At 64.8% G+C, this 23,778-nt stretch carries 23 protein-coding genes; 19 read left to right on the top strand and 4 right to left on the bottom strand.

Features of this window, described 5'->3' with window-relative positions:
* Positions 1 to 5 precede the first annotated feature (5 nt).
* Positions 6 to 941 carry a D-2-hydroxyacid dehydrogenase gene (locus ACFODV_RS14805; RefSeq protein ID WP_379760775.1) on the bottom strand — a complete coding sequence of 312 codons (936 nt, stop codon included), beginning with the start codon at positions 939 to 941 and terminating at the stop codon, positions 6 to 8.
* Positions 942 to 1,122: 181 nt separating this feature from the next.
* On the opposite strand from ACFODV_RS14805, the gene ACFODV_RS14800 reads away from it, so the two are divergent.
* The 13 genes from ACFODV_RS14800 (at position 1,123) to ACFODV_RS14740 (ending at position 11,736) form a co-directional block, all read left to right on the top strand.
* Positions 1,123 to 1,428 carry an FmdB family zinc ribbon protein gene (locus ACFODV_RS14800; RefSeq protein ID WP_379760773.1) on the top strand — a complete coding sequence of 102 codons (306 nt, stop codon included), beginning with the start codon at positions 1,123 to 1,125 and terminating at the stop codon, positions 1,426 to 1,428.
* Between the two features lie 51 nt (positions 1,429 to 1,479).
* Positions 1,480 to 3,279: an aspartate--tRNA ligase gene (aspS, locus tag ACFODV_RS14795; RefSeq protein ID WP_379760771.1), complete on the top strand. Its 1,800-nt coding sequence runs from the start codon at positions 1,480 to 1,482 to the stop codon at positions 3,277 to 3,279.
* Positions 3,280 to 3,435: 156 nt separating this feature from the next.
* Entirely contained in the window at positions 3,436 to 3,975 is a 540-nt protein-coding gene (gene ruvC / locus ACFODV_RS14790; protein ID WP_379760916.1) for a crossover junction endodeoxyribonuclease RuvC, read from the top strand.
* 151 nt (positions 3,976 to 4,126) lie between these two features.
* A complete protein-coding gene (gene ruvA / locus ACFODV_RS14785) occupies positions 4,127 to 4,732 on the top strand; it encodes a Holliday junction branch migration protein RuvA (protein WP_379760769.1) in 606 nt (201 codons plus the stop codon).
* A 4-nt stretch (positions 4,733 to 4,736) separates the two neighbouring features.
* On the top strand, positions 4,737 to 5,774 hold the full coding sequence (ruvB, locus tag ACFODV_RS14780) for a Holliday junction branch migration DNA helicase RuvB (RefSeq protein WP_379760767.1): 1,038 nt from the start codon (positions 4,737 to 4,739) through the stop codon (positions 5,772 to 5,774).
* Positions 5,771 to 5,899 carry a hypothetical protein gene (locus ACFODV_RS14775; protein WP_379760765.1) on the top strand — a complete coding sequence of 43 codons (129 nt, stop codon included), beginning with the start codon at positions 5,771 to 5,773 and terminating at the stop codon, positions 5,897 to 5,899. Before ruvB ends, ACFODV_RS14775 begins: the two co-directional genes overlap by 4 nt.
* Before the next feature lie 11 nt (positions 5,900 to 5,910).
* On the top strand, positions 5,911 to 6,600 hold the full coding sequence (tolQ, locus tag ACFODV_RS14770) for a protein TolQ (protein WP_379760763.1): 690 nt from the start codon (positions 5,911 to 5,913) through the stop codon (positions 6,598 to 6,600).
* A gap of 12 nt (positions 6,601 to 6,612) precedes the next feature.
* Complete coding sequence (tolR, locus tag ACFODV_RS14765; RefSeq protein WP_379760761.1) at positions 6,613 to 7,056, top strand: protein TolR; 444 nt, start codon at positions 6,613 to 6,615, stop codon at positions 7,054 to 7,056.
* A gap of 9 nt (positions 7,057 to 7,065) precedes the next feature.
* Positions 7,066 to 8,229 (top strand): cell envelope integrity protein TolA, encoded by a 1,164-nt coding sequence (tolA, locus tag ACFODV_RS14760; protein WP_379760759.1) that lies wholly within the window; start codon positions 7,066 to 7,068, stop codon positions 8,227 to 8,229.
* On the top strand, positions 8,229 to 9,515 hold the full coding sequence (gene tolB / locus ACFODV_RS14755; RefSeq protein WP_379760757.1) for a Tol-Pal system beta propeller repeat protein TolB: 1,287 nt from the start codon (positions 8,229 to 8,231) through the stop codon (positions 9,513 to 9,515). The genes tolA and tolB overlap by 1 nt, the downstream gene beginning before the upstream one ends.
* A gap of 44 nt (positions 9,516 to 9,559) precedes the next feature.
* Positions 9,560 to 10,117, top strand: a complete 558-nt coding sequence (pal, locus tag ACFODV_RS14750) for a peptidoglycan-associated lipoprotein Pal (RefSeq protein WP_379760755.1) — start codon at positions 9,560 to 9,562, stop codon at positions 10,115 to 10,117.
* Positions 10,118 to 10,178: 61 nt separating this feature from the next.
* Positions 10,179 to 10,955, top strand: a complete 777-nt coding sequence (gene ybgF / locus ACFODV_RS14745) for a tol-pal system protein YbgF (protein WP_379760753.1) — start codon at positions 10,179 to 10,181, stop codon at positions 10,953 to 10,955.
* Between the two features lie 16 nt (positions 10,956 to 10,971).
* Positions 10,972 to 11,736 carry a YciK family oxidoreductase gene (locus ACFODV_RS14740; protein WP_379760751.1) on the top strand — a complete coding sequence of 255 codons (765 nt, stop codon included), beginning with the start codon at positions 10,972 to 10,974 and terminating at the stop codon, positions 11,734 to 11,736.
* 71 nt (positions 11,737 to 11,807) lie between these two features.
* Here ACFODV_RS14740 and ACFODV_RS14735 read toward each other — a convergent pair whose 3' ends face one another.
* Both ACFODV_RS14735 and ubiG read right to left on the bottom strand, forming a co-directional pair.
* Entirely contained in the window at positions 11,808 to 12,467 is a 660-nt protein-coding gene (locus ACFODV_RS14735) for an HAD-IA family hydrolase (protein ID WP_379760749.1), read from the bottom strand.
* The gene (gene ubiG / locus ACFODV_RS14730) at positions 12,464 to 13,189 is read right to left on the bottom strand and encodes a bifunctional 2-polyprenyl-6-hydroxyphenol methylase/3-demethylubiquinol 3-O-methyltransferase UbiG (protein ID WP_379760747.1); all 726 of its coding nucleotides are present in this window, start codon (positions 13,187 to 13,189) and stop codon (positions 12,464 to 12,466) included. The genes ACFODV_RS14735 and ubiG overlap by 4 nt, the downstream gene beginning before the upstream one ends.
* 175 nt (positions 13,190 to 13,364) lie before the next feature.
* Between ubiG and ACFODV_RS14725 the strand changes: the two genes are divergently transcribed.
* A complete protein-coding gene (locus tag ACFODV_RS14725) occupies positions 13,365 to 14,255 on the top strand; it encodes a UTP--glucose-1-phosphate uridylyltransferase (RefSeq protein WP_379760745.1) in 891 nt (296 codons plus the stop codon).
* A gap of 4 nt (positions 14,256 to 14,259) precedes the next feature.
* A complete protein-coding gene (locus tag ACFODV_RS14720) occupies positions 14,260 to 15,546 on the top strand; it encodes a UDP binding domain-containing protein (protein WP_379760743.1) in 1,287 nt (428 codons plus the stop codon).
* A gap of 12 nt (positions 15,547 to 15,558) precedes the next feature.
* Here the strand turns inward: ACFODV_RS14720 and ACFODV_RS14715 are convergent, their stop codons facing one another.
* Positions 15,559 to 16,140, bottom strand: coding sequence for a superoxide dismutase (locus ACFODV_RS14715; protein WP_379760741.1), 582 nt, complete (start codon positions 16,138 to 16,140; stop codon positions 15,559 to 15,561).
* Positions 16,141 to 16,358: 218 nt separating this feature from the next.
* Here ACFODV_RS14715 and ACFODV_RS14710 point away from each other — a divergent pair, with 218 nt between their 5' ends.
* From ACFODV_RS14710 to msrA, 4 genes are all read left to right on the top strand, one after another.
* Positions 16,359 to 17,270: a hypothetical protein gene (locus ACFODV_RS14710; protein WP_379760740.1), complete on the top strand. Its 912-nt coding sequence runs from the start codon at positions 16,359 to 16,361 to the stop codon at positions 17,268 to 17,270.
* A gap of 116 nt (positions 17,271 to 17,386) precedes the next feature.
* Positions 17,387 to 19,204 (top strand): autotransporter assembly complex protein TamA, encoded by a 1,818-nt coding sequence (gene tamA / locus ACFODV_RS14705; protein ID WP_379760914.1) that lies wholly within the window; start codon positions 17,387 to 17,389, stop codon positions 19,202 to 19,204.
* Positions 19,168 to 23,184 carry an autotransporter assembly complex protein TamB gene (tamB, locus tag ACFODV_RS14700; protein ID WP_379760738.1) on the top strand — a complete coding sequence of 1,339 codons (4,017 nt, stop codon included), beginning with the start codon at positions 19,168 to 19,170 and terminating at the stop codon, positions 23,182 to 23,184. The genes tamA and tamB overlap by 37 nt, the downstream gene beginning before the upstream one ends.
* A gap of 49 nt (positions 23,185 to 23,233) precedes the next feature.
* On the top strand, positions 23,234 to 23,764 hold the full coding sequence (msrA, locus tag ACFODV_RS14695) for a peptide-methionine (S)-S-oxide reductase MsrA (protein ID WP_379760736.1): 531 nt from the start codon (positions 23,234 to 23,236) through the stop codon (positions 23,762 to 23,764).
* Positions 23,765 to 23,778 lie beyond the last annotated feature (14 nt).

The following is a 23,778-nucleotide window of genomic DNA, read 5'->3' as shown; positions in this document are numbered from 1 at the left end:
CTTTCTCACTCGGCCTGCCAGTCGCGCAGGTTGTCGGCGGTTAGCGCCACGATCTTCTGTCGCGCCTCCGGCGTGATCCAGGCGTTGTGAGGCGTAACGACAAGGTTCAGCGGTTCGGCCAGGGCATCGATCAGCGGATGACCGTCACGGGGCGGCTCCTCCGGCAGCACGTCAACGCCGAGCCCGCCCAGGCCACCACTGCGCAGGGCGGCCAGGGCGGCATTCTCATCGATGATGCCGCCCCGGGCACAGTTGATCAGCAGAGCGCCAGGCCTGAGGCTGGCCAGCAGGTCGGCATTGATCAGATGGCGGGTGGCGTCGCTCAACGGGCAGTGCAGGCTGATGATGTGGGCAACCGGGGCGAGCTCGGCCAGGCTTGGGCGGCTGTCATCGGCCTCGTTGCCCGGACGGGCGGCGAAGGTCACCCGCATGCCGAAAGCCTCGGCCAGCTGAGCGACTCGGCTGCCCAGCACACCCTGGCCGACGATGACCAGGTGCTTGCCCTCCAACTGCAATGTGCCGTGGTTCATCAAGCAAAAGAAGTCACTCTGCCCCCAGCGTCCCTCGGCCACATCCCGCTGGTAGAGTGGCAAGCGATTGGCCAGGGTAAGCATCAGCATCAGGGTGTGCTGGGCCACGCTAGGGGTGCCATAGGCGCTGACGTTCTTCACCACGATGCCGAGGCGCTCAGCAGCGACCATGTCGATGTTGTTGGTCCCCGTCGCGAGCACGCAGATCAGCTTCAGGTCGGGCAGGGCCTCCAGGGTCGGTGCATCGAGCACCACCTTGTTGACGATGGCGACCCGGGCGCCCTGGAGCCTTTCCCCGGCCTCGGGGGTGCTGCTCTGCTGATGCACTGCCAGGGAATCGACCCGTTCGCGGATCGGGGCAAGGTCGATATCGGGGCCAAGGCTGGCGGCGTCGAGGATAACGGCGTTCATCGTGTTGGCTTCCTTGTAGTGCCTCGGGCAGCGCGCCTTGCCCACAAGGGTGCCTGGCACGCTATAATGTTGCGCTTTGGCAGGCTTGGTTTCGCTTCGGGCCGGCCGCATCGTCAATGTCGCCGGACATGTCCGGCTGCGTCCTGATCCAGATAACGTGATTTTCCGGAGTGATCAAACCATGCCCATCTACGAATACGAGTGCAAGGCTTGCGGTCAGCGCCTGGAAAAGCTGCAAAAGCTCAGCGCCGCGCCGCTGACCGATTGCCCGGCCTGCGCCGCCTCTGAGCTTGTACGTCTCGTCTCGGCGGCTGGTTTCCGCCTGGCCGGCGGCGGCTGGTACGAGACCGACTTCAAGTCGGGGGGTAAGAAGAACCTGGCCGGCGATTCGGCCGCCTCCGGTGACGCCCCGTCGTCGAACAAGACATCGTCTACCCCGACATCGCCAGACACGGCATCGCCCAAGAAGAAGGATGCGGCGGCCTGAGTGGCGCCGATCTCGAGACCTCCCATTACACGCTATAAAACAGGATACGACATGCGCAGCCATTATTGCGGCCAGCTAAACGAGACCCTGGTGGACCAGACGGTCACCCTGTGCGGCTGGGTCCATCGCCGCCGTGACCACGGGGGGGTGATCTTCCTCGACATGCGCGATCGCGACGGCATCGCTCAGGTTGTGGTCGACCCCGACACCGTCGAGGCCTTCGCCAACGCAGACCGCGCTCGCAGCGAATATGTGCTGCGCATTCAGGGCCGCGTGCGACTGCGCCCGGAAGGCACCCAGAATCCTGGCATGCCCACCGGCTTGATCGAGGTGCTGGCCAAGGAGGTGGAGGTACTCAACACCGCTGCCACGCCGCCCTTCCAGCTCGACGAGCACGGCAAGGTGGGCGAGGAGGTGCGTCTCAAGCACCGCTATATCGACCTGCGCCGTCCTGAAATGATCGAAAAATTGCGCCTGCGCTCGCGAATTTCTCACACCGTGCGCGCCTTCCTCGAGGGGCAGGGCTTCCTCGATATCGAGACGCCGATCCTGACCCGCGCTACCCCAGAAGGCGCCCGCGACTACCTGGTACCGAGCCGCACCCACCCTGGCAGTTTCTTCGCGCTGCCGCAGTCGCCGCAGCTCTTCAAGCAGCTGCTGATGGTGGCCGGCTTCGACCGCTACTATCAGATCGCCAAGTGCTTCCGCGATGAGGATCTGCGCGCAGACCGCCAGCCGGAGTTCACTCAGATCGACCTCGAGGCCTCCTTCGTCTCCGAGGACGACATCATGGGCATCACCGAGGCGATGATCCGCCAGCTCTTTCAAGAGGTGCTGGCCGTCGAACTGCCCGATTTCCCGCGTATGACCTGGACCGAGGCGATGAACCGCTTCGGGTCCGACAAGCCGGACCTACGCATTCCCCTGGAGCTCACCGACGTCGACGACCTGATGCAGGAGGTGGACTTCAAGGTCTTCTCCGGTCCGGCAAGCGCCGAGGATGGTCGCGTTGCCGCCCTGCGTGTCCCGGGCGGGGCCAAGCTCTCTCGCAAGGAGATCGATGAGTACACCAAGTTCGTCGGCATCTACGGCGCCAAGGGCCTGGCCTGGATCAAGGTCAACGAGCGGGCCAAGGGCATTGAGGGCCTGCAGTCGCCCATCGTGAAGTTTATGGAGAACGTGGTCGAAGCGCTGCTCGACCGTGTTGGCGCCGAGGACGGCGACATCATCTTCTTCGGCGCCGACAAGGCAAACATCGTCAATGAGGCCATCGGCGCACTGCGCGTCAAGCTAGGCGAGACTCTCGACCTCTATACTCACGCCTGGGCGCCGCTGTGGGTGGTGGACTTCCCGATGTTCGAAGCCGACGATGACGGCCGACTTAGCCCCCTTCACCACCCCTTTACTTCTCCCTCGTGCAGCCCTGAGGAGTTCAAGGCCAATCCAGCCGCAGCGCTGTCGCGGGCCTACGACATGGTGCTCAACGGCACAGAGCTGGGCGGCGGATCCATCCGTATTCACGACCAGGCTATGCAGAGCACCGTGTTCGAGATTCTCGGCATCGGAGAGGAAGAGGCCCGCGAGAAGTTTGGTTTTCTGCTCGACGCCTTGCAGTTCGGTGCACCGCCACACGGCGGCCTGGCCTTCGGCCTCGACCGCCTGGTCATGCTGATGGCCGGCGCCCGCACCATCCGCGAGGTGATCGCCTTCCCGAAAACCCAGAGCGCCGGCTGCCTGATGACCGACGCCCCGGGTGAAGTGAGTGGCGATCAGTTGCGCGAGCTCAGCATCCGGCTGCGTCAGAAGGCTAAGCCCGAAGATCAGCAAATCACGCCGGAAGGGCAGGAGTGATCACGATCCTGTTGTGAATCAGTAAGAGTGAAACAGCAAGTGTAAAGCTGCAAGACGCCGGCGCCCCAGGGGCGCCGGTATCGTATGATGGCCACTCGCCATGCCAAGGAGGCCACCCATGTCGATATCGCACCGGCTTGCCACAGGCATACGACCATGCTGATCCTCGGCATCGACCCGGGCTCGCGTATCACCGGCTACGGCGTGCTCGATGTCTCGACCTCGACACCGCGCTATGTGGCCAGCGGCTGCATCCGCATCCAGGCCGATGACCTGGCACAGAAGCTGGCCCAGGTCTATGCGGGCGTCAGCGAGCTGATCGCCGTCCATCGTCCGACAGAGTTCGCCATTGAGCAGGTGTTCATGGCAAAAAATGCCGACTCGGCGCTAAAGCTCGGCCAGGCCCGTGGCACCGCCATCGTTTGTGCCGCCAACCATGGCCTGCCCGTGAGCGAATACGGCCCCCGCCAGATCAAGCAGGCGGTGACCGGTACCGGAAGCGCCGATAAGGCCCAGGTGCAGCATATGGTGACGGCGGTGCTGGGGCTTTCCGCCACGCCCCAGGCCGATGCCGCCGACGCCCTGGCTATCGCCCTGACCCATGCCCATGCGCGCCTCGGCCTGCTGCAGGCGGGCAGCTTCGGCGGCCACAAGAGCCGCAAGAAGGGCGGCTCCTGGCGCGCCTTTAAGCCCTGAGAGCGTCGTCTTTCGACAAGATGTCAAGGCGACTGGCCGGGTTGTCGAACGCTGTTTCAGCACAGGCTGGCCAGCCATGCGGGCGACCAGTATAGTGGCGTCATTGGCGGCGCCTGCCGCCTTGCCTGACGTGAAGGACACGGATTTCCCCATGATTGGACGCCTGCGTGGCACCCTGCTCGAGAAACAGCCCCCCTGGTTGGTGGTCGATGTGGCCGGGGTCGGCTATGAGCTCGAGGCTTCCATGACGACCCTGGTCGCCCTGCCGGTTACCGGCGAGGTCATTTCCCTGCATACCCATCTGATCGTGCGAGACGACGCCCACCTGCTCTACGGCTTCGCCAGGGAGCAGGAAAGAGCGCTGTTCCGTGCGCTGATCAAGGTTAATGGTGTCGGTCCACGCTTGGCCCTGGCGATCCTCTCGGGCATGGACGAGGCGGCCTTCCAGCGGTGCGTACTCGACGATGACGTGAAGTCGCTGATGCGTCTGCCCGGCGTGGGAAAGAAGACCGCCGAGCGGTTGATTATCGAAATGCGCGACCGCTTTCCTCATTGGGAGCCGGTCGACGACGCCCTGGCAGGCCTGGCCGCCACTTCGACACCGGCGCGCCACGATCCGCTGGTCGATGCCGAAGCGGCCCTGGTCAGTCTAGGCTACAAACCCGTCGAAGCCGCCAGGATGCTGGCCGGCCTGGAGGGTGAAGGCAGCACCGCAGCAATGATCAAGGCGGCCCTGAGTCGCCGGATGGCGGGGTAGCGCAATGCTTGAGAACGATCGTCTGATCGCCGCCGACGCCCGGGAGGGCGAAGAGCCCATCGATCGCGCTATCCGCCCCAAGCGGCTGACAGACTATATCGGCCAGCCGCGGGTCCGCGAGCAGCTGGAGATTTTCATCGGCGCCGCCAGGGGACGTGACGAAAGCCTTGACCATACCCTGGTGTTCGGCCCTCCGGGACTCGGCAAGACGACTCTGGCGCACATCATCGCCGCTGAGATGGGCGTGGGGCTCAAGTCCACCTCCGGCCCGGTGCTGGAGCGGGCAGGCGACCTCGCCGCCATGCTGACCAATCTTGACGCAGGCGATGTACTGTTCATCGACGAGATCCACCGCCTCTCGCCGGTGGTGGAGGAAATTCTCTATCCTGCCATGGAGGACTTTCAACTCGACATCATGATCGGTGAGGGACCTGCAGCGCGCTCCATCAAGCTCGACCTGCCGCCCTTTACCCTGGTCGGCGCGACCACCCGGGCGGGACTGCTTACCTCGCCGTTACGGGATCGTTTCGGGATCGTCCAGCGCCTGGAGTTCTACGCCATCGCTGAACTCACCGAGATTGTCACCCGATCGGCACGTCTGATGAGAGTCGAGACCGACATCGAGGGCGCCTTGGAAGTGGCCCGTCGCTCTCGGGGAACGCCGCGCATCGCCAACCGCCTGTTGCGGCGCGTGCGTGACTACGCCGAGGTGCGTGGGAGCGGCCGCATCGATGCTGAGATCGCCGATCGAGCGTTGGATATGCTGCACGTCGACCACCATGGCCTCGACCATATGGATCGCCGCCTGTTGTTGGCGATGATCGAGAAGTTCGACGGCGGCCCCGTGGGCGTCGACTCCCTGGCCGCCGCCATCGGCGAGGAGCGCGACACCATCGAGGATGTCATCGAGCCTTTCCTGATCCAGCAGGGTCTGATGATGCGCACCGCACGGGGCAGGGTGGTGACTCGTCAGGCCTGGCTGCACTTCGGCCTGGCCCCGGATGAGACCGCCGCGGATGCCGCGGGAGAGACAAGGCCATGAGCGACTTACCCCCGATGGTGGAAGTCGACATCGCCTGCATCGAGGCGACGAGCCTCAAGCCCATTGCGTGGCCGCCGGCCCTGGCCGAGTGGCTGTCACAACCCTCTGCCCAACCGCAAGCCTGACGAGGATGCCCGTGAACGACTCCATGTCCATACCCCATCTGATCATGAGCGCCAGTACCGTGGTGCAGCTGGTCATGCTGCTGCTCACGGTGGGCTCGATCCTCTCCTGGATCGTGATCTTCCAGCGCACCTTCGTGATGCGCCGTGCCCGCAAGACCCATCAGGCCTTCGAAGAGCGCTTCTGGTCCGGTATCGATCTCAATGAACTCTATCGAGAAACGCCGTCAGAGCAGGAGACCCAGGGCGCCGAGCATGTTTTCCGCTCCGGCTTTCGCGAATTCAACCGCCTGCTGCCCAAGACTCGCAGCCCCCAGGCGATTCTGGACGGCGTGCAACGCAGCATGCGGGTGGCCTGGTCTCGGGAAGAGGAACGCCTCAGCCTGCACCTTGTGTTTCTGGCCACCGTGGCGTCGGCCAGCCCTTATATCGGGCTGTTTGGAACCGTGTGGGGCATCATGGGCTCCTTTCAGTCCATCTCCATGACCCAGCAGGCGACGCTTGCCACGGTGGCCCCGTGGATCGCCGAGGCGCTGATCGCTACCGCCATGGGGCTTTTCGCCGCGATCCCCGCGGTGATTTTCTACAATCGGCTCTCGGCCGAGTCGAACCGGCTGCTGGGGAAGTACGAGGATTTTGCCGAGGAGTTCCACTCCATTCTGCATCGCAACCTGCAGGGGCGGGCCGATTCCGGCCCCGCGTGAAGGAGTCTGGCCATGCAAGGACCTTTCAATCGCGGCAGTGGGCGCAAGCCCATGGGCGAGATCAATGTCGTGCCCTTCATCGACGTCATGCTGGTACTGCTGGTGATCTTCATGATCACGGCCCCCATGCTGACCCAGGGCGTGCAGGTGGATCTTCCCCAGGTCACCTCCGAACCCATCGAGAAGTCAGACGATAGAGATCCGATCAACGTCTCGGTAGAACGCGACGGCCGGTATTCCATCTGGATGGGGGATGACGAACCTCGCGAGGTTGACCTCGATGAGATCGCCAACCGAGTGATTATTCTGCTGGAACGCAGCCCTGGCACACCGGTCATGGTGCACGGTGATCGCAATGTCCCCTACGGTCAGGTGGTCACCTTGATGAGCACTCTGCAGGTCGCTGGCGTCGCCAACGTCGGTCTGATCTCCGAACCACCCGGCGGGGAAGGCTGAGGAGTCAAGATGCCCAGAAACGACCCACGGGTGGGGTACGGCTTGCCGGTGATCCTGGCGGTGGCATTGCACGTGGCGGTGGTGCTGTTCAGCGTGATCAGCTTGCCGACCAATCAGCCGGAGTCGACCTCTTCCTCTATCGTTCAGGCGACGTTGGTCAGTACCGAGACGGTGACCGACCAGGCCCAACGCGCCGAGGCGGCCAGGGAACGCGCCTTGTCGCAACAAGCGAACGAGCAGCGCGAAGCCGATGAGGCCGCACGCCAGGCCGAGCAAGCCGCCGCTGCCGAACAGTCAGCCCAGGAGGCAGAACGCGAGGCTCAGCGCCAGGTAGAACAGCAGATGAAGGAGGAAGCCTTCCGCGCCGCCGAGGCGGCCGAAGCCGACGCAAGACGCCGTGCCGAGGAGGCCGAGCGCCAGGCCCAGCGTCGCGAAGAGCAACGTGAACAACAGCAGGAAGCCGAACGTCAGCGTGAGGCCGAACAGGAAGCCGAACGCCAGCGCCAGGCCGAAGCCGAGGCCCGTCGCCAGCGCGAGGCCGAACAGGAAGCCGAGCGTCAGCGTCAGGCTGAACAGGAAGCCGAGCGTCAGCGTCAGGCCGAACAGGAAGCCGAGCGCCAGCGTCAGGCCGAACAGGAAGCCGAGCGTCAGCGTCAGGCCGAACAGGAAGCCGAGCGTCAGCGTCAGGCTGAACAGGAAGCCGAACGCCAGCGTGAGGCCGAACAGGAAGCCGAACGTCAGCGCCAGGCCGAAGCCGAGGCGCGTCGCCAGCGTGAAGCCGATGAGGCCGCTCGCCGTGCCGCCCAGGAAGCCGAGGCGGCGCTGCAGCGGGCCATTGAGGGCGAGCGCGAGGCCGCGGCCAATGCTCGCCAAGGGCAGGAGGCGGCCAACAGCTTCATTAACCTGGTACGCCGAGCGGTAGAGCAGGCCTGGGTGATACCGCCCAACATGCCGGGTGGCGCAACCGCCGAAGTGGCGGTGCGCCTGGGACCCTCCGGTGAGCTGTTCGGCGCCTCAATTACCCGTAGCAGTGGCGACAGCGCTTTCGATCGCTCAGCCATCCAGGCGGTGGAGGCCGCAGCACCATTCGCCGAACTGCGACAGTTGCCAGGTAACCTGCAACGGGACTACCGTCAATTCAATCTACGTTTCACACCGGGAGACGTGCGCTGATGAAAGCTCTGATCATTTCCTGGCTGACCGCCATGCTGCTGATGCTCAGCGGCCTGGCCCAGGCCAACCTCACCATCGAGATCACCCGCGGCAGCGACCGGGCTACACCGGTCGCGGTGGTGCCCTTCGCCGGCGGCGATGGCTTCCCCGAAGACGTCGCCCAAGTGATCCACGACAACCTGGAGCGCAGCGGCTACTTCGATCCGCTGCCGCGCCGCCAGATGCTCGATCGCCCCAGCGATAGCGGAGAGGTACGTTACGGCAACTGGCGCAGCCTGGATGTTCGCTATCTGTTAGTGGGGCGCGCCAGCCGCGAGGGCAACGGCTACCGTCTGCGCTTTGAACTGATGGACGTGAGCGGCGAACGCCGCATGCTGGGCGAGGTGGTCACCGCCGATCAGAACGAGCTGCGCGGCGCTGCCCACTACATCAGCGACCAGATCTTCGAGGCAATCACCGGGATCCGCGGGGCCTTCGCCACCCGCATCGCCTACGTGACGGCACAGGGGGTGGGCGACAACATGCAGTTCACCCTCTTTGTTGCTGATGCCGATGGCCGTAACAGCCAGCAGGTGCTGAGCTCACAAGAGCCCATCCTGTCCCCGGCCTGGTCGCCGGACGGACGCCGATTGGCCTATGTCTCCTTCGAGACCGAACGGCCCGCCATCTACATCCAGGATCTGGCCTCGGGCCAACGAGTGCGAGCGACCTCCTTCCAGGGCATCAATGGCGCCCCGGCCTGGTCCCCGGACGGCCGCCGTCTTGCCATGTCGCTCTCCAAGGATGGCCAGCCAGAAATTTACGTCATGGATATCGCCTCGCGCAGCTTTGATCGCATTACCAACAGTTCCGGTATCGACACGGAGCCAGACTGGGCGCCGGACGGTCGCAGCCTTGTGTTCACCTCGGATCGCAGCGGCGGACCGCAGCTCTACCGCCATGACTTTGCCAACGGCCAGCAGCAGCGACTTACCTTTACCGGCAACTACAATGCCCGCGGACGCTTTTCGCCTGACGGTGAGGCGATCTTCCTGATCCACCGCTCCAGCAATGGCTATCAGGTGGCGCGTCAGGACCTGGACAGTGGTCGACTGGTCACACTGAGCGACTCGCGCAGAGATGAATCGCCCAGTGTTTCGCCCAACGGTACCATGGTAATCTTCGCCACCCAGCAGGGTAATAGTGGGATACTGAGTGCAGTTACCGCCGATGGACGCGCGTCCTTCCGGCTACCTTCCGCTTCGGGGGACGTGCGTGAACCCGCATGGTCGCCCTTCCTCAACTGACCACAGTGATGTGGGTGCCCTTCGATCCAGCAAGGAGTAACACGATGCAACTCAAGCCCTACGCCAGGAACCTGGCAGTCGCACTGTCCCTGGCCCTCCTGGCCGGTTGTTCCAGCGGTGGCGGGACACAGGACGGTTCCATGGACGGTACCCGCGGTGGCGCCGGCAGCGGCGTTGCCGGTAGTGGTGTCTCCGGCAGTGGCGTCTCCGGTAGCCAGGTAGGGGGAACTGGCTTTGGCAGCGGCACAGCGGGCCAGCAGGCCGACGGTCGCATCCCCCAGCAGCGCACCATCTATTTTGAATTCGATAGCGATCGCATTCGCAGCGAGTTCGAACCGGTGCTTGCCTCCCACGGCCGCTATCTGCGTGAGAACGGCAATGCGCGCGTTGTCTTGCAGGGCCATACCGACGAGCGTGGTACCCGTGAGTACAATATGGCGCTGGGCGAGCGTCGTGCCCGCTCCGTCGAGCGCTTCCTCTCCGTGCAGGGCGTGTCGCCTTCTCAGGTCGAAGTAGTCAGTTATGGTGAAGAGCGGCCGGCTGTCCGCGGACAAAACGAGGAAACTTTTGCCCAGAATCGTCGGGTTGTCTTCGCCTACTGAGTCGTCCCTGACCTGGCGAATATCGCCCGGCCGAGCGTTAACCGCGTCGATGGAGACACCCATGAAACACGGTCTGAAACGACTGTGCGGTGCGGGAGCCCTGGTGCTCCCGCTGGCCGTATGGCTTCCGGCAGTCGCGCAGCAACCCGTAGTCGAAGACCTCACTGCCCAGCCGCGTTCCTTCTATCAGCAGACGGAAACCCGAGAAGCGGCTGGCGGCACCCTGGTGATCTTCAACCAGGTGCAGCAGCATGAGGAGGAGCTTCGTCAGCTGCGTGGACAGGTCGAGGAGCTGCGCCACCAGCTCGAGCAGCTGCGTCGCCAGACTCGCGACCAGTACCTGGACCTCGAGGATCGCCTCGCTTCGGCGTCGGTCGGAGTGGTAGGAACTGCCGTCGAAGAGGTCGACGAAGATGCCGCACGCCAGGTGGCACAGGCGCCTTCGCCCAGCGGTGCCAGCCCTGAGGCCCAGCAGGCTTATCAGCAGGCGTTTGCCAGGGTCCAGGCCAGGGAGTTCGACGAGGCGATCAGCGCCTTCGAGAGTTTCGTGGTTCAGCATCCTGACAACAGCCTGACGGCCAACGCCTACTACTGGCTAGGTGAGCTGCACGCCGCCGAGGGCAACCTCGATGACGCCGAGCGCGAGTTCCGCGCCGTGCTCAACGACTTCCCGCAAAGCAACAAGGTGCCGGACTCTCTCTACAAGCTGGGCCTGCTCAAGGCACGTCAGGGCGACCCCGAGGCCAGCCGCGAGCTGCTCGAGCGGGTGCGCGACGACTACCCCGAGAGCACCGCGGCCGGCCTGGCCAATGATTTCCTGCGCCAATCAGGCAACTGATGACCAAGGAGACTCGATGACGACCTGCATGATCGACTATCAGGTGCCCGCCAATCTGCTTCAGGGGCGTATTCTCCTGGTGACCGGCGCCGGTGATGGAATCGGTCGGGCCGCGGCTCTGACCTTTGCCCGTCACGGTGCCACTGTGATTCTTCTGGGCCGCACCATCGCCAAACTGGAGAAGGTCTACGACGAGATCGAGTCAGCGGGAGGGCCTCAGCCGGCGATCTTCCCGCTCAACTTCGAGGGCGCCACCCTCAAGGACTACCACGACATGGCCGAGACCCTGGAAAAAGAGTTTGGCCGGCTCGATGGCATCCTCCACAACGCCGGGCTGCTCGGGCGCATCACGCCCTTCGAGCAGTACAACCCGGCGCTGTGGGAGCAGGTGATGCAGGTCAACATCAATGGCCCGATCTGGATGACACAGGCGCTTCTGCCGCTGCTGAAGGCTTCCGAAGACGCTTCATTGGTATTCACTTCCTCGAGCGTTGGACGCCGCGGACGTGCCTACTGGGGGGCCTATGCGGTTTCCAAGTTCGCCACCGAGGGGGTTATGGAAGTGCTGGCTGACGAACTTGATCACCTGGGCAACGTGCGCGCCAATAGTTTGAATCCCGGCGCCACCCGTACCCAGATGCGCAAGCAGGCCTACCCGGGTGAACTACCGGAAAGCCTGCGCACGCCAGAGGAGATCATGCCGACCTATCTGTGGCTGATGGGCCCGGACAGCAAGGGACACAATGGCGAGCAGTTCGACGCTCAGCCGCCGAAGGGCTGAACGTCGGGACACTGCAACCCCCTCTGCTCGTGGCGTCCCCACTGCCGCTCTCGCGACGACAACAGCCACATCTACTTTAGGGCGGCAACCAGCGCCTCGCCGGTCTCGAACCAGAGATCGGCGGGCCAGAGGAGATAGTCGTCGCCGTCCTCCACATACCCCCAGCCCACCGCCACCGCTGCCATACCGGCGGCGCGAGCGGCTTGCATGTCCCGCAGGTGATCGCCCAGGTACCAGCAAGCGTCTGGCGCTACACCCAGACGGCGGGCCGCCTCGAGCAGCGGTGCCGGGTCGGGCTTCTTCACCGGCAGGTCATCGGCGCAGAGCAGCGCCCCTGGCGCGAGGGCCAGGGCCGCCACCAGCGGCTCGGCGTAGGCTCGCGGCTTGTTGGTGACAATGCCCCAGGGCCGATCGTCGGCCTCCCAGGCGTGCAACAACGGCGACAGAGGAGGGAAGACCCGGCTCTCGTTAGCTACTGCCTCCCCATAGGCGGCCAGCAGAAACGTACGTGCCAGGTCGTGACCCTCCGCCTCCTTGGCCAGGCCGAGTGCCAGGGTCACCAGGGCGCTACCGCCATTGGAAACCTGGGCGCGAATCAGCGCATAGGGCAGGGGAGCAAGCCCGTGGTGGGCGCGCAGGGCATTGGTGGCTCGTGCCAGATCCGGCGCGGTATCGACCAGGGTGCCATCCAGGTCGAAAAGCAGAGCCGCGGGCCGCGAGGTGCTGCTCACTCGACCTCCCGCCGGCAATGCATCAGATAGTTCACCGACACGTCCGTGGGATGAAGCCGGTAGCGACGCGTCAGCGGATTGTAGACCAGGCCACTCTGCTCCTGAACCTCCAGGCCGTTAGCGCGGCACCAGCTGGCCAGCTCCGCCGGACGAATGAATTTTTCATAGTCGTGGGTCCCGCGTGGCAGCAGGCCCAGCACGTATTCGGCGCCGAGGATTGCCAGGAGATAAGCCTTGGGATTGCGGTTGAGGGTGGAGAAGAACAGCTGGCCGCCAGGCTTGACCAGGGCGGCGCAGGCGCGCACCACCGAGGCGGGATCCGGTACGTGCTCGATCATCTCCAGGCAGGTCACCACGTCGAATTCGTCGGGCATCTCCTCGGCCAGCGCCTCCACGCTGACACAGCGATAGTCGACCTCGACGCCACTCTCTTCGGCGTGCAGCCTGGCCACCGCCAGGGGCGCCTCGCCCAGATCGATGCCGGTGACCCGGGCACCGCGATGCGCCATGGCCTCGGCAAGCAGGCCGCCGCCGCAGCCTACGTCCACTACCCGCTTGCCGGCCAGGCCGGCACGGGCATCGATAAAGTCCAGGCGCAGCGGGTTGATCTCATGGAGCGGCTTGAACTCGCTCTCCGGATCCCACCAGCGGCTGGCCAGGACCTCGAACTTGGCGATCTCGCCAGGATCCACATTGCCGGCCTGCGTTTGCGTTGCACCCATCTGAGCCTCCTTTCGGCATGGGGTTCGAAGACGGACGCCACCTTGTCGGCACGCCAGGATGGCAGGCCACGGCACGTCCGGTATCATGAGATCATTCTACCCGTTCCCAAGGCAGCATTCCCATGCTCAGCCATTGGATCAACGCTACCGAGACGCACCTGACAAGGACTGCTCCATGATCAAGAAGGCCGTGCTTCCCGTCGCCGGCTTCGGCACCCGCTGCCTGCCGGCCTCCAAGGCGATTCCCAAGGAGATGATCACCATCGTTGATCGCCCGGTGATTCAGTACGTGGTAGCCGAGGCGGTGGCCGCCGGTATCCGCGACATTGTGCTGGTCACCCATGGCAGCAAGTCGGCTATCGAGAACCACTTCGACAAGCATTTCGAGCTGGAAGCGAGCCTGGAAGCCAAGGGCAAACACGAGTTGCTGGCGGAGCTGCGCAGCATCGTACCGGAGGACGTCAATATCATCAGCGTGCGCCAGCCCGAGCCGCTGGGGCTCGGCCACGCTGTGCTCTGCGCCCGGCCGGTGGTCGGTGACAACGAGCCCTTTGCGGTGCTGCTTCCCGACGTACTGGTGGACGCCGAGGGTCTCCAGCGCAACGATCTGGGCTGTATGCTCGACGCCTTCCATGCCAGTGGTCGCGCCCAGCTGATGGTGGAGGAGGTTCCCCGGGAGCTGACCTACAAATACGGCATCGTCGATACAGGCGGTAAGATACCCGCCCCCGGCGAGTCCCGACCGCTGGATGGCCTTGTAGAGAAGCCGCCGGTGGAAGCCGCGCCCTCTCGCCTGGCGGTGATCGGTCGTTACGCGCTGCCAGGCAGCATCTTTGATCTGCTGGCAGAGACGCCCCCCGGTGCCGGTGGTGAGATCCAGCTCACCGATGCCATCGAGACCCTCAGGCAGCGCGAGGGAGTGGATGCCTTCCGCATGCGCGGCAAGACCTACGACTGTGGTCATCAGCTCGGCTACCTGGAGGCGATCCTGGCCTACGGGCGGCGCCATGCCCGCTACGGCGAGGGCTTCCGTGAGCTGCTCACCCGCTACGCCGACAAGGTCTGACGTTATGCGTGTACTGATTCACGGTAGTGAACTGGCCGCGGCCGCCGCTGCCGCGGCGCTCTCCTCGGTGGGTCACCGTGTCACCTGGCTGCCGCATTCCGATACGCCCTGGGGCCAGCTTGAGCATGCCGATTGGCTAAGACGCGAACCACGCCTGCTGTCTCAGCTTGCCGAGGCGCGTGACAGCGGTAGCCTGCGGCTCGTCGATGACCTTGACGCAGCATGTCCCGGTGATCAGGAGGTGGTCTGGTTGGCGGTCTCACCGGGGCAGCGCAGCGACCTGGGACAGCTCCTCGAAGCGCTTTCCGCCAATCCGGGGGAGCTGCTGGTGGTTAACAACTCCACGTTTCCCGTGGGCGAAACCGAGCGCCTGGAGGCCCAGCTAGGCGGTCGGGGCCGAACCGTCTCACTGCCGGACCTGCTGGAAGAGGGGCGTGCCTGGGACACCTTTACCCGGCCGGCGCGCTGGCTTCTCGGCTGTGACGACGTCGCCGCCGAAGCGCGGATGCGTGAGCTGCTGCGGGCTTTCAATCGCCGTAGCGAGGTCATCCAGCGCATGCCGCGTCGCGCCGCCGAACTCACCAAGCTGGCCATCAATGGCATGCTGGCCACCCGCATCAGCTACATGAACGAGATGGCCGGCCTGGCCGACAGCCTGGGGGTCGACGTGGAGTATGTTCGCCAAGGCATGGGCGCCGATTCTCGCATCGGCTACGAATATCTTTACCCGGGCTGCGGTTTCGGCGGTCCGAACTTCTCTCGCGATCTGATGCGCCTGGCCGACGTCCAGTCCGCCAGCGGGCGCCGCTCGGCGCTGCTCGAGCAGGTTCTCGACATCAATGAGCACAAGAAGGAGACGCTGTTCCGCAAGCTATGGGCCCACTTCCATGGACGCCTTGAGGGGAGGACGGTAGCCGTCTGGGGTGCGGCCTTCAAGCCGGGCACTGCGCGTATCGATCATGCCCCCGTGCTGCGCCTGCTGCGTGCCCTCTGGGCCGAGGGAGTGACGGTGCGCCTTCACGATCCCGCGGCGATTCCGGCACTGCTGGACGAGGTCGGCGAGCACCCGCTGCTGGAGGTATTCGATGGCGACCCCCACCTCGCCTGCGAGGGAGCCTGCGCACTGATGCTCGTGACCGAGTGGAAGGTCTACTGGAACCCTGACTGGGAACGGCTGGCCGCCCTGCTGAGCGAAGGCCTGCTACTGGATGGCCGCAACATTTTCGACCCGGACTGGGTCGCCTGTCAGGGGCTGCATTACCGGGGCATCGGGCGCCGCGCAGATCCTTGACGGCACCTGCAATCAGTCGGCGAAGTTCTGGGCGACAAAATCCCAGTTCAGCACGTTCCATACGCTGTTCAGATACTTGAGTCGCTCGTTGCGGTAGTCGATGTAGTAGGCGTGCTCCCATACGTCGATGGTCATCAGCGTTATCTGGTCGTGGGCGATTGGGGTGTCGGCGTTGCGGGTGTTGACGATATCGACGCCTCCGTCCTCGGTCTTGATCAGCCAGGTCCAGCCGGAACCGACGTTGGCCGCGGCATGAGCATTGAATGCCTCCTTGAACGTGTCGAAGGAGCCGAATTTGGCGTTGATGGCATCGGCCAGGGGGCCGGTGGGCTCACCGCCGCCGTTGGGCGCCAGGCAATGCCAGTAGAAGGTGTGGTTCCACACCTGAGCCGCCTGATTGAACAGCGTCCCGGAGGAAGACTTGATGATCTCTTCCAACGACTTGCTGGCATCGACCGTGCCGTCAATCAGCTCGTTGAGCTTATTCACATAGCCCTGATGATGCCTGCCGTAGTGGTATTCGAGGGTCTTGGCGGAAATGTGAGGTTCGAGAGCGCTCGTGCCGTACGGCAAGGCGGGCAGTTCAAATGCCATTCAGGTTCTCCTCGGTCTTGCGATGATTCACAAGGATCGTCCATGGTGAATCTCTTTCCCGGCCGCGAAACGGCCGCTCCGTTTACCGGACTCCGTGCGCCCTGGGCCAAAAAACCCTTACACTACGGCGACGCTGTACAGGATGTTGCGGCATCATAGCATCCGTCGCAGGGAGCTCCAATTTCGCCCCGCGCCCACTGCCAGAGAAGGAGTTGACCATGGCTGAACGCCATGATGACCGCCGCCATGCCGCTGCCATCGTGCCCGACCCCGAGGCCAGCCTGGCGTCCCAGCGTCGGCGTGGGCCGCCCCCCCCACGGGTGTGGCCACTGTGGCTGTTGTTGCTCGGCCTGGTGGCTGCGGGAGGAGGCGCTGGCTACCTGGCCTGGGAGGAGCGCCAGCGGTTCGACGCTGAACTGGCCAGACTCTCGGGGGAACTTTCCAACGTTCACGCGCGCTTCGATACTGCTCTTGGCGAAGGCGACGCGCTTGCCGACATCGAGGATCGCCTCTCGGCACAAGCGCGACGCGATGAAGCCCACGATGGACTGCTGGCGGTACTCGAAGAGGATCTTGCGGCGGGACTGAACGCCCAAGAGGTACGCCAGGATGCCTTGCAGCAGCGTCTGGTGCGAATCGCCGAGGCCGCCGCAACCCGAGAGGCGACGCTGGCTGCGTTCCAGCTATCTCTGGATTCTCTGGAACTTGCCGGTACCGAGGGGCGTGCGGCGCTGGACGATGCCCTGGAAGCACAGCGGGACAGGCTGGACAATCTGCTCGAGTCGCAGGCGAGAGATAGCCGCCACCTCGCGGAGCTCGATGAGCGCCTCGCCGCCTTGGCTGCCGAGACACATCAGGACGAGGCAATGGCGCGTCTCGTGGAAGATCAAGCGGCCCTGGCCGAACGCCTCGCCGAATCCAGGGATGTCGCCGAGCGTGAACGTCGAGTCCTGGAAGAGCGCTTGGCGGCCCAGGGGAGAGAGGTTGAAGCCCTGGCCGAGTCAAGGGATGATGAGCCCGCGGATGACGATGCCATGGCCGCGCGCCTTGCCTCGCTGGAGATGGAGATCGGCGAGCTGCGGCGCGCACAGCTTGCACTCAGCGCGCGCCTTGAGGCACTGCGTCCTTGAGTCAGGTAATTCGGCGGGATATGAAGACGAGTCGCATGGAACGAAGGCGTCAAGAGAGGGAGAGTTGTGTGGGAATACGCCTGGGAACCGCGACGCTGTTGGCCGCTCTTGCCCTGATGCCGGGGTGGGCTCACGCTCTGGATGTTCGCATTGACGGCATCGACGGCATGGATAGCGACGTGGCCGATAACATTCGCCACTACCTGGATGGGCTGGACCCTGAACAACTCAGTCGTGAGCGCGTGGAGAGTGAAACCCAACGCCTTGCTCGAGAGGCGATGCGGGTTTATGGCTACTACGGAACCGACATTCAGCTTCGCCTGGATGACCAGGATCCACCGCGCCACATTGATCTGACGATAGATCCGGGTCCCCGCGTCACCATTGAACGCCTGTCCTTTCTCCTGAACGGAGATGCTCGCGATGATCCGCCTTTTCAGGACGCCATCGATGATTTTCCTCTCGACGTGGGCGACCCTCTGGTCCATGCCCCCTATGATCGGCTTCGGGCGCGGCTAGCCAACCTGGCGCTTGAACGGGGCTACTTCGACTGGCGCTTCACGGACCGTCGTCTCGAGGTGCGCCCCTTCGCCGAGAGTGCAAGGCTCTATCTCGCCCTGGACAGCGGCCCTCGCTATCGTTTTGGCGACGTTACCCTCAGCGGCAGCCATATTGAGCATCAGCGGCTACTTAACATGTTGACCTTCACCCCAGGCGAGCCCTACCTGTCCGGTGAGCTGGCCCGCTACAATCAGCGGCTGGGACAGACAGGCTGGTTCGGTTCTATCAGCGTGCGCCCGCGGCTGATCGAGAGAGAACCGCTGTTCCTCGATGCCGTCCCTGCAGGCGATGCCGATGGCTGGTGGGGGGAACTGGAGGCTATGTCTGTCCAACCCGACACGCCGACTCTACAGATGGCCGCGGTCGAGGCCGCCGCCGCGGTGGTAAGTCGCGGTCTTTCCGAGGTGCCCATCGATGTCGCCCTCACGCCGGCCGATCGCCACCAGTTTGAGGTGGGGGTGGGCTTCGCCACCGATGTGGGTCCGCGACTGCGCTTCTCCTGGGAGCAGCCGTGGATCAATCGCTTTGGCCACAGCCTCGATCACGACGTTTATCTTTCTGCTCCGGAGCAGCGCTTCAGCGGTGTCTATTCACTTCCGCTCGATGACCCGCTGCGGGATATGTATCGCTTCCAGTATGGCCTTCGTCACCTTGACACCCAGGACACGCGCTCCCTGGAAGCCACTCTTGAAGGCGCACGGCGCTGGGAGTTCGAGAATCGCTGGGTACAGGTTCTCTACGTTCGCAGCACCCTGGTGGATTTCACCCAGGCAGGGGAATCCGAGAAAGTGCTGCTGCTTTATCCCGGCATTCGTTGGTCGCGTACCCGCACCCGAAACCCGACATTCCCGAACTGGGGAGACCGTCAGCGCATCGCCTTCGAGGTCTCCGACGGCCTGTGGGGCTCCGAGGCCGATTTTCTGCGCATGACCGGCGAAACCCAGTGGATTCGCATGTTCGGCGATGACATTCGGCTGGTGGCCGGCATGGGCATTGGTGCCATGGAAACCGATGACTTCGACAAGATCCCGCCGTCGCTGCGCTTCTTCGCGGGCGGCGACCGAAGCGTAAGGGGCTACTCCTACGAGAGCCTCTCGCCACGCAACGAGGAAGGAAAGCTGACCGGGGGCCAGCAGTTGTTCACCGCCAGTGCCGAACTGCAGCGCCGCGTGACCGGCGACTGGTGGGGCGCTGCCTTCATCGACACCGGCGATGCCTTCGACGCCTGGGGGCCCGATGACCTCAATACCGGTGCGGGTCTCGGCGTGCGCTGGATCTCCCCGGTAGGTCCTATCCGTTTCGACATCGCCCACCCCTTCGACGACGAGGACAATGCGTGGCGCATCCACTTCGCCATCGGTCCAGAGTTCTGAGCCTGCTCTGGTCCCTGTTTCGACTGCTGGTCGTGCTCCCGCTCACGCTGATGGGGCTTGTGATTCTGGCCCTGGGCTTGGCTCTTTCCCCCTGGGGCACAGGGCTTCTGCTCGACGCCGGTGTCCGGCAGGGCATGTATACCCTGGAGGCCTATGAGGGGGCACCATTGGATCGTCTGGTGCTGCACAACCTGGCGCTGGAGGCGGGCCCGGCCAAGGTGGTACTGAACCGCCTCGAGATCGCCTGGGGCGACGACTGCCTGCTGAAGGGGCGTCTATGTCTCGATAGCCTGGCCGTGGAAGGCGCTCGGGTCAGGATTGGCAACGCAGAGGAGAGCGACGACGAACCCGACGCTCCGGGCGTGGCACCGGAAGAGATTCGCCTGCCGTTCCCCATCGAGCTGCGCGCCCTGGTGCTAAACGACGTGGAGGTGGTGCTGGCCGACGGCACCCGTCTGCGCTGGGACAGCTTCACCAGCGGGGCGCTGGCCGAAGAAGACAGCGTCACCCTGCTGCCCACACGGCTTACCGGCACCCGGCTGCTGCTGCCCCTCTCGGCAGGGGCCCAGCTCGCTCTGAGTGAGACCGAGCATGATGGCCCGAGGATGGCCTCCGCGGCCATCGATGCCGCCATCGCCGTGCAGTCAGCGCTGCCCGCCGAGGTGGCCGCCGAGCTTGAGGGGCTAGCCGCCGCGCCATTGACCGATCAGCCTCGCCGTCTGCTCCCCGAGATCCGCCTGCCGCTGCGCCTGTCGGTACCGGAACTGCTGGTCGAGGACACGGCCCTGGAGGGCGCCGTGGAGTACGGCATCGAGCGCCTGGCGCTGACTCTCTCTGCCCAAGGCCATGACGTGGAAATCCATCCTCTGGAGGTGATCAGCCGCGATGCCGACGCCCGACTTCAGGCACGGGTATCGTTGCGCGACGACTATCCGCTGCAGGCGCGGCTACAGACCGCCCTTTGGCTACCGGACCAGTTTCCCGAACTCGCTGGCCAGCGTGTCGACCTGGCGCTGGATGGCAGCCTGGCCGAACTGCTGGTCAGGCTTGAGCTCGACGGACCGATCAACGCCGCCCTCGACGCCCGTCTGGATGCCCTCGAGCCCACACTGCCCTTCAACGCCACCCTGACCAGCGACCTGCTGCAGTGGCCGCTGCCGGGCGCCATACCCGACGAGGAAGCGACGCCGCCCGACCCCTGGCTGGTGGAAGAGCTTACCCTGCGCGCCGAGGGTCGCTTGACTGACTATCGGCTGGCCGTGTCGCTGATGGTGGAGGGGCCCGAGGTGCCCTTCACCCGCTTGGCGCTGGCCGGCAGCGGCGATCTTGAGCACTTCGCCTGGACGCCTCTCTCGGTGAGCCTGGCCGGCGGCTCCCTGGTCACCCGCGGTCGCGTGGACTGGGCCGAGGCCCTATCGGTGGAGGCGGTAGCCCGTCTGGACCGGTTCGAGCCCGGGCGCTTCGTCGAGGGCCTCGACGGACGACTGGACGGCGATATCGAGGCCAGCTTCACCCAGACGGATGAAGGTTGGAATCTGGCCATACCGACCCTGGCCATCGCTGGTGTCCTGCAGGACCTGCCGCTCTCCCTGAACGCCCGCCTTACCGGCAACAGCGAGATGCGCTGGGAGATCGAGACCCTGGATTTCCGCCAGGGAGATAATCGTCTGAACGCCGCGGGGCGGGTCAGCGAGGCCATCATTGATCTCGCCGGTGAGCTGGAGATGCCGGCTCTGGCAAGCCTTCACGACGAGCTCAGCGGCACGCTGTCTGGACGCTTCGCCGCCGGCGGCAGTCTGGGTGCGCCGCAGCTCGACCTGACGCTTAGCGGCGAGGACTTGACCTTCGCTGAAAACCGGGTGGCATCGCTGCGACTGAACGCTGACATCAGCGGCATCGAGGACCCGGCCCTTGACGTGAGCCTCGAGCTAGAGCGCCTCAGCGCCGCTGGCCAGCGCTTCAGCGAGATCACCCTGGGACTCGACGGCTTGCTCTCGGACCACCGCCTGACTCTCTCGGCCCAGGCCGGCAGCGGTATGCCGCTCTCGCGGGCGGCACTGACCCTGAAAGGGGGCCTGGATGGCGCACGCGAACGCTACCGCGGTGAGCTGTTGCCGCTGGAGGTCGACACTGAGTTCGGCGATATCCGACTGGCCCAGGCGCTGATCTTCGAGGCCAACCTGCCCGCCGGCAGCGCCGCCGTGCAGCCCTTCTGTCTGCGCCGCGAGCAGGGTGGCGCGCTGTGCTTGAGCGAGCCGCTTCAGGCTTCCGCCGACCGCGGTCGTGCTGCACTGACCCTTCGCGAGCTACCCATGTCGCTTCTCGAGGAGTGGGTGCCGGAAGCGTGGGCCCTAGAGGGCGAAAACGAGCTCGACCTGGTGGCCGACTGGCGCCAGGGCGGTAGCGACTGGCAGGCCGACCTGCGCCTGGTCAGCGACCTGGCCCTGCAGGGGCTCGACGCCTACGGTCAGCCCTGGTCGCTGCCGGCCTCTCGCCTATCCGCCCAAGTTTCCGCCACCCCGGCCCGAGCCGAGGTCGACCTCGATCTGACTCTGGCGGAGGCGGGACGCATCGGTCTGGTGCTGTCTATTGATGACCCGGTGGGCGTTGGCCGTCTTGAGGGTCGATTGAACCTGGACGGCTTGCGCCTGGACAACTATCGCACCCTGGTCGCGGGCATGGAGACCATGGAGGGCCGCCTCGACGGCCAGGTCGCGATTACCGGCACTACTCAGATGCCCGCGCTGGATGGCCGCATCGGTCTGGCAGGATTGCGCCTGCGCGGCGCGAATATTCCCGTCGAGATCCGCGACGGTGAGATAGGCATCGAGCTTGCCGGCGACCGCGGTAGCATCGACGGTTTCATTGCCGCCGAGGAGGGACGCCTGGCCATTCGCGGCGATGCCGCCTGGCCGAGCGCCGACGACTGGCGGATCAACATCGCGCTTGATGGCCGCGAACAGCCGCTGCTGGCGGTGCTTCCTGGCTTCGGTCGCTTGCGCCTGGCGCCAGACATGGATGTGCTGGTAACGCCGACGCTGCTGCAGGTACGCGGTGAGGTTCAGGTGCCTTGGGCGCGGCTGGAGGTAGGCGAATTGCCACCTTCCGCGGTGGGGCCAAGCCCGGACGAGGTCATCATTACGCGCCGCGATGATGAGCGCGCCCAGCGCCGGGTCGAGCGTGGCGCCGATGTGGCCGATGGCGAAGCCGGCGAGGATGCCGCCCAAGCCCTGGCCAAGGCCGGCATGGCGGTGGATGTGCAGATGGAGCTGCGTCTGGGGCCCGATATGCAACTGGCGGCCTACGGCCTGGAATCAGGTCTGTCCGGCACGGTGGAGGTGCGCCAACGAAGCGGTCCGGTTCAGCTTTTCGGCGATGTCAGCCTGATGGACGGACGCTTTCGAGCCTACGGCCAGGATCTGCTGATTCGCGAGGGCCAATTGCTGTTCAGCGGCCCGCCGGATCAGCCGCTGTTGAACTTCGAGGCCGTGCGCAATCCCAACGTCACCCAGGACGGCGTGATCGCCGGCCTGCGCGTCACCGGCTCCGCTGCGGATCCCCAGCTGCGCGTCTTCTCCGAGCCGGCCATGAATGAGGCGCGGGCGCTTTCCTATCTGCTACGGGGCCGCGCGCCGGGCGATAGCGATAGCAGCGGTGCCCTTACCCAGGCGCTGATCGGCCTGACGCTGGGACAGACAGGTGGGGCCGTGGGGGCCATCGGGGAAGCGTTTGGGGTCTCCGACCTGGCCCTGGAGACCGCAGGTGCCGGTGAGGAGAGCCAGGTCGTGGTGAGTGGTCAGCTCACCGATGACCTGCGCATCAGCTATGGCGTCGGCGTCTTCTCACCGATTGCCGAGCTGACGCTGCGCTATACCCTGTGGCGCAACCTCTATCTGCAGGCCGTCTCCGGGGCGGCCCAGGCAGTGGATCTGGTCTACGCCTTCAGTCTTCCCGGCAAGCCGCCCAAGATGACCGAGTGAGCGAGCTTAACAATGAACATCCATCGACAATCCTTGGAGGGAACACAATATGGCAACGGAAACCTGTGTGCTGGGCGGCGGATGCTTCTGGTGCCTGGACGCCAGCTACCGCCTGGTAGCTGGCGTGGAGCAGGTGGTGTGCGGTTACGCGGGGGGACATGATCCGGCACCCCGCTACGAGGCGGTGTGCCGCGGCACTACTGGCCATGCCGAGGTGGTCGAGCTGACCTACGATCCTTCAGTGGTCGGGTTTCGGGACCTGCTGACGATCTTCTTTGCCCTGCACGACCCCACCACGCTCAACCGCCAGGGCAACGACGTAGGTACCCAGTATCGCTCGGTCATCTTCACCCTGAATGAGGCCCAGGCTGAGCAGGCGCAGGAAATGATCGCTCAAATGGAGGGCGACTATTCGGCACCCATTGTTACCGAGGTGACGCCTCTGGAGGCGTTCCATCCCGCCGAGGAGTACCACCAGGACTACTTCACGAAAAATCCCGGCAACGCCTACTGCCAGTTCCTGATTCCCCCCAAGCGTCACAAGCTGGCCCAGCGCTTCGCCGACCGGCTGAAGGAGTGAACTCGCGGTGCCAG

Source organism: Halomonas tibetensis (assembly GCF_042643535.1).
GTDB classification, from domain to species: domain Bacteria; phylum Pseudomonadota; class Gammaproteobacteria; order Pseudomonadales; family Halomonadaceae; genus Halomonas; species Halomonas tibetensis.
This window is presented reverse-complemented; position numbering and strand designations above follow the sequence as displayed.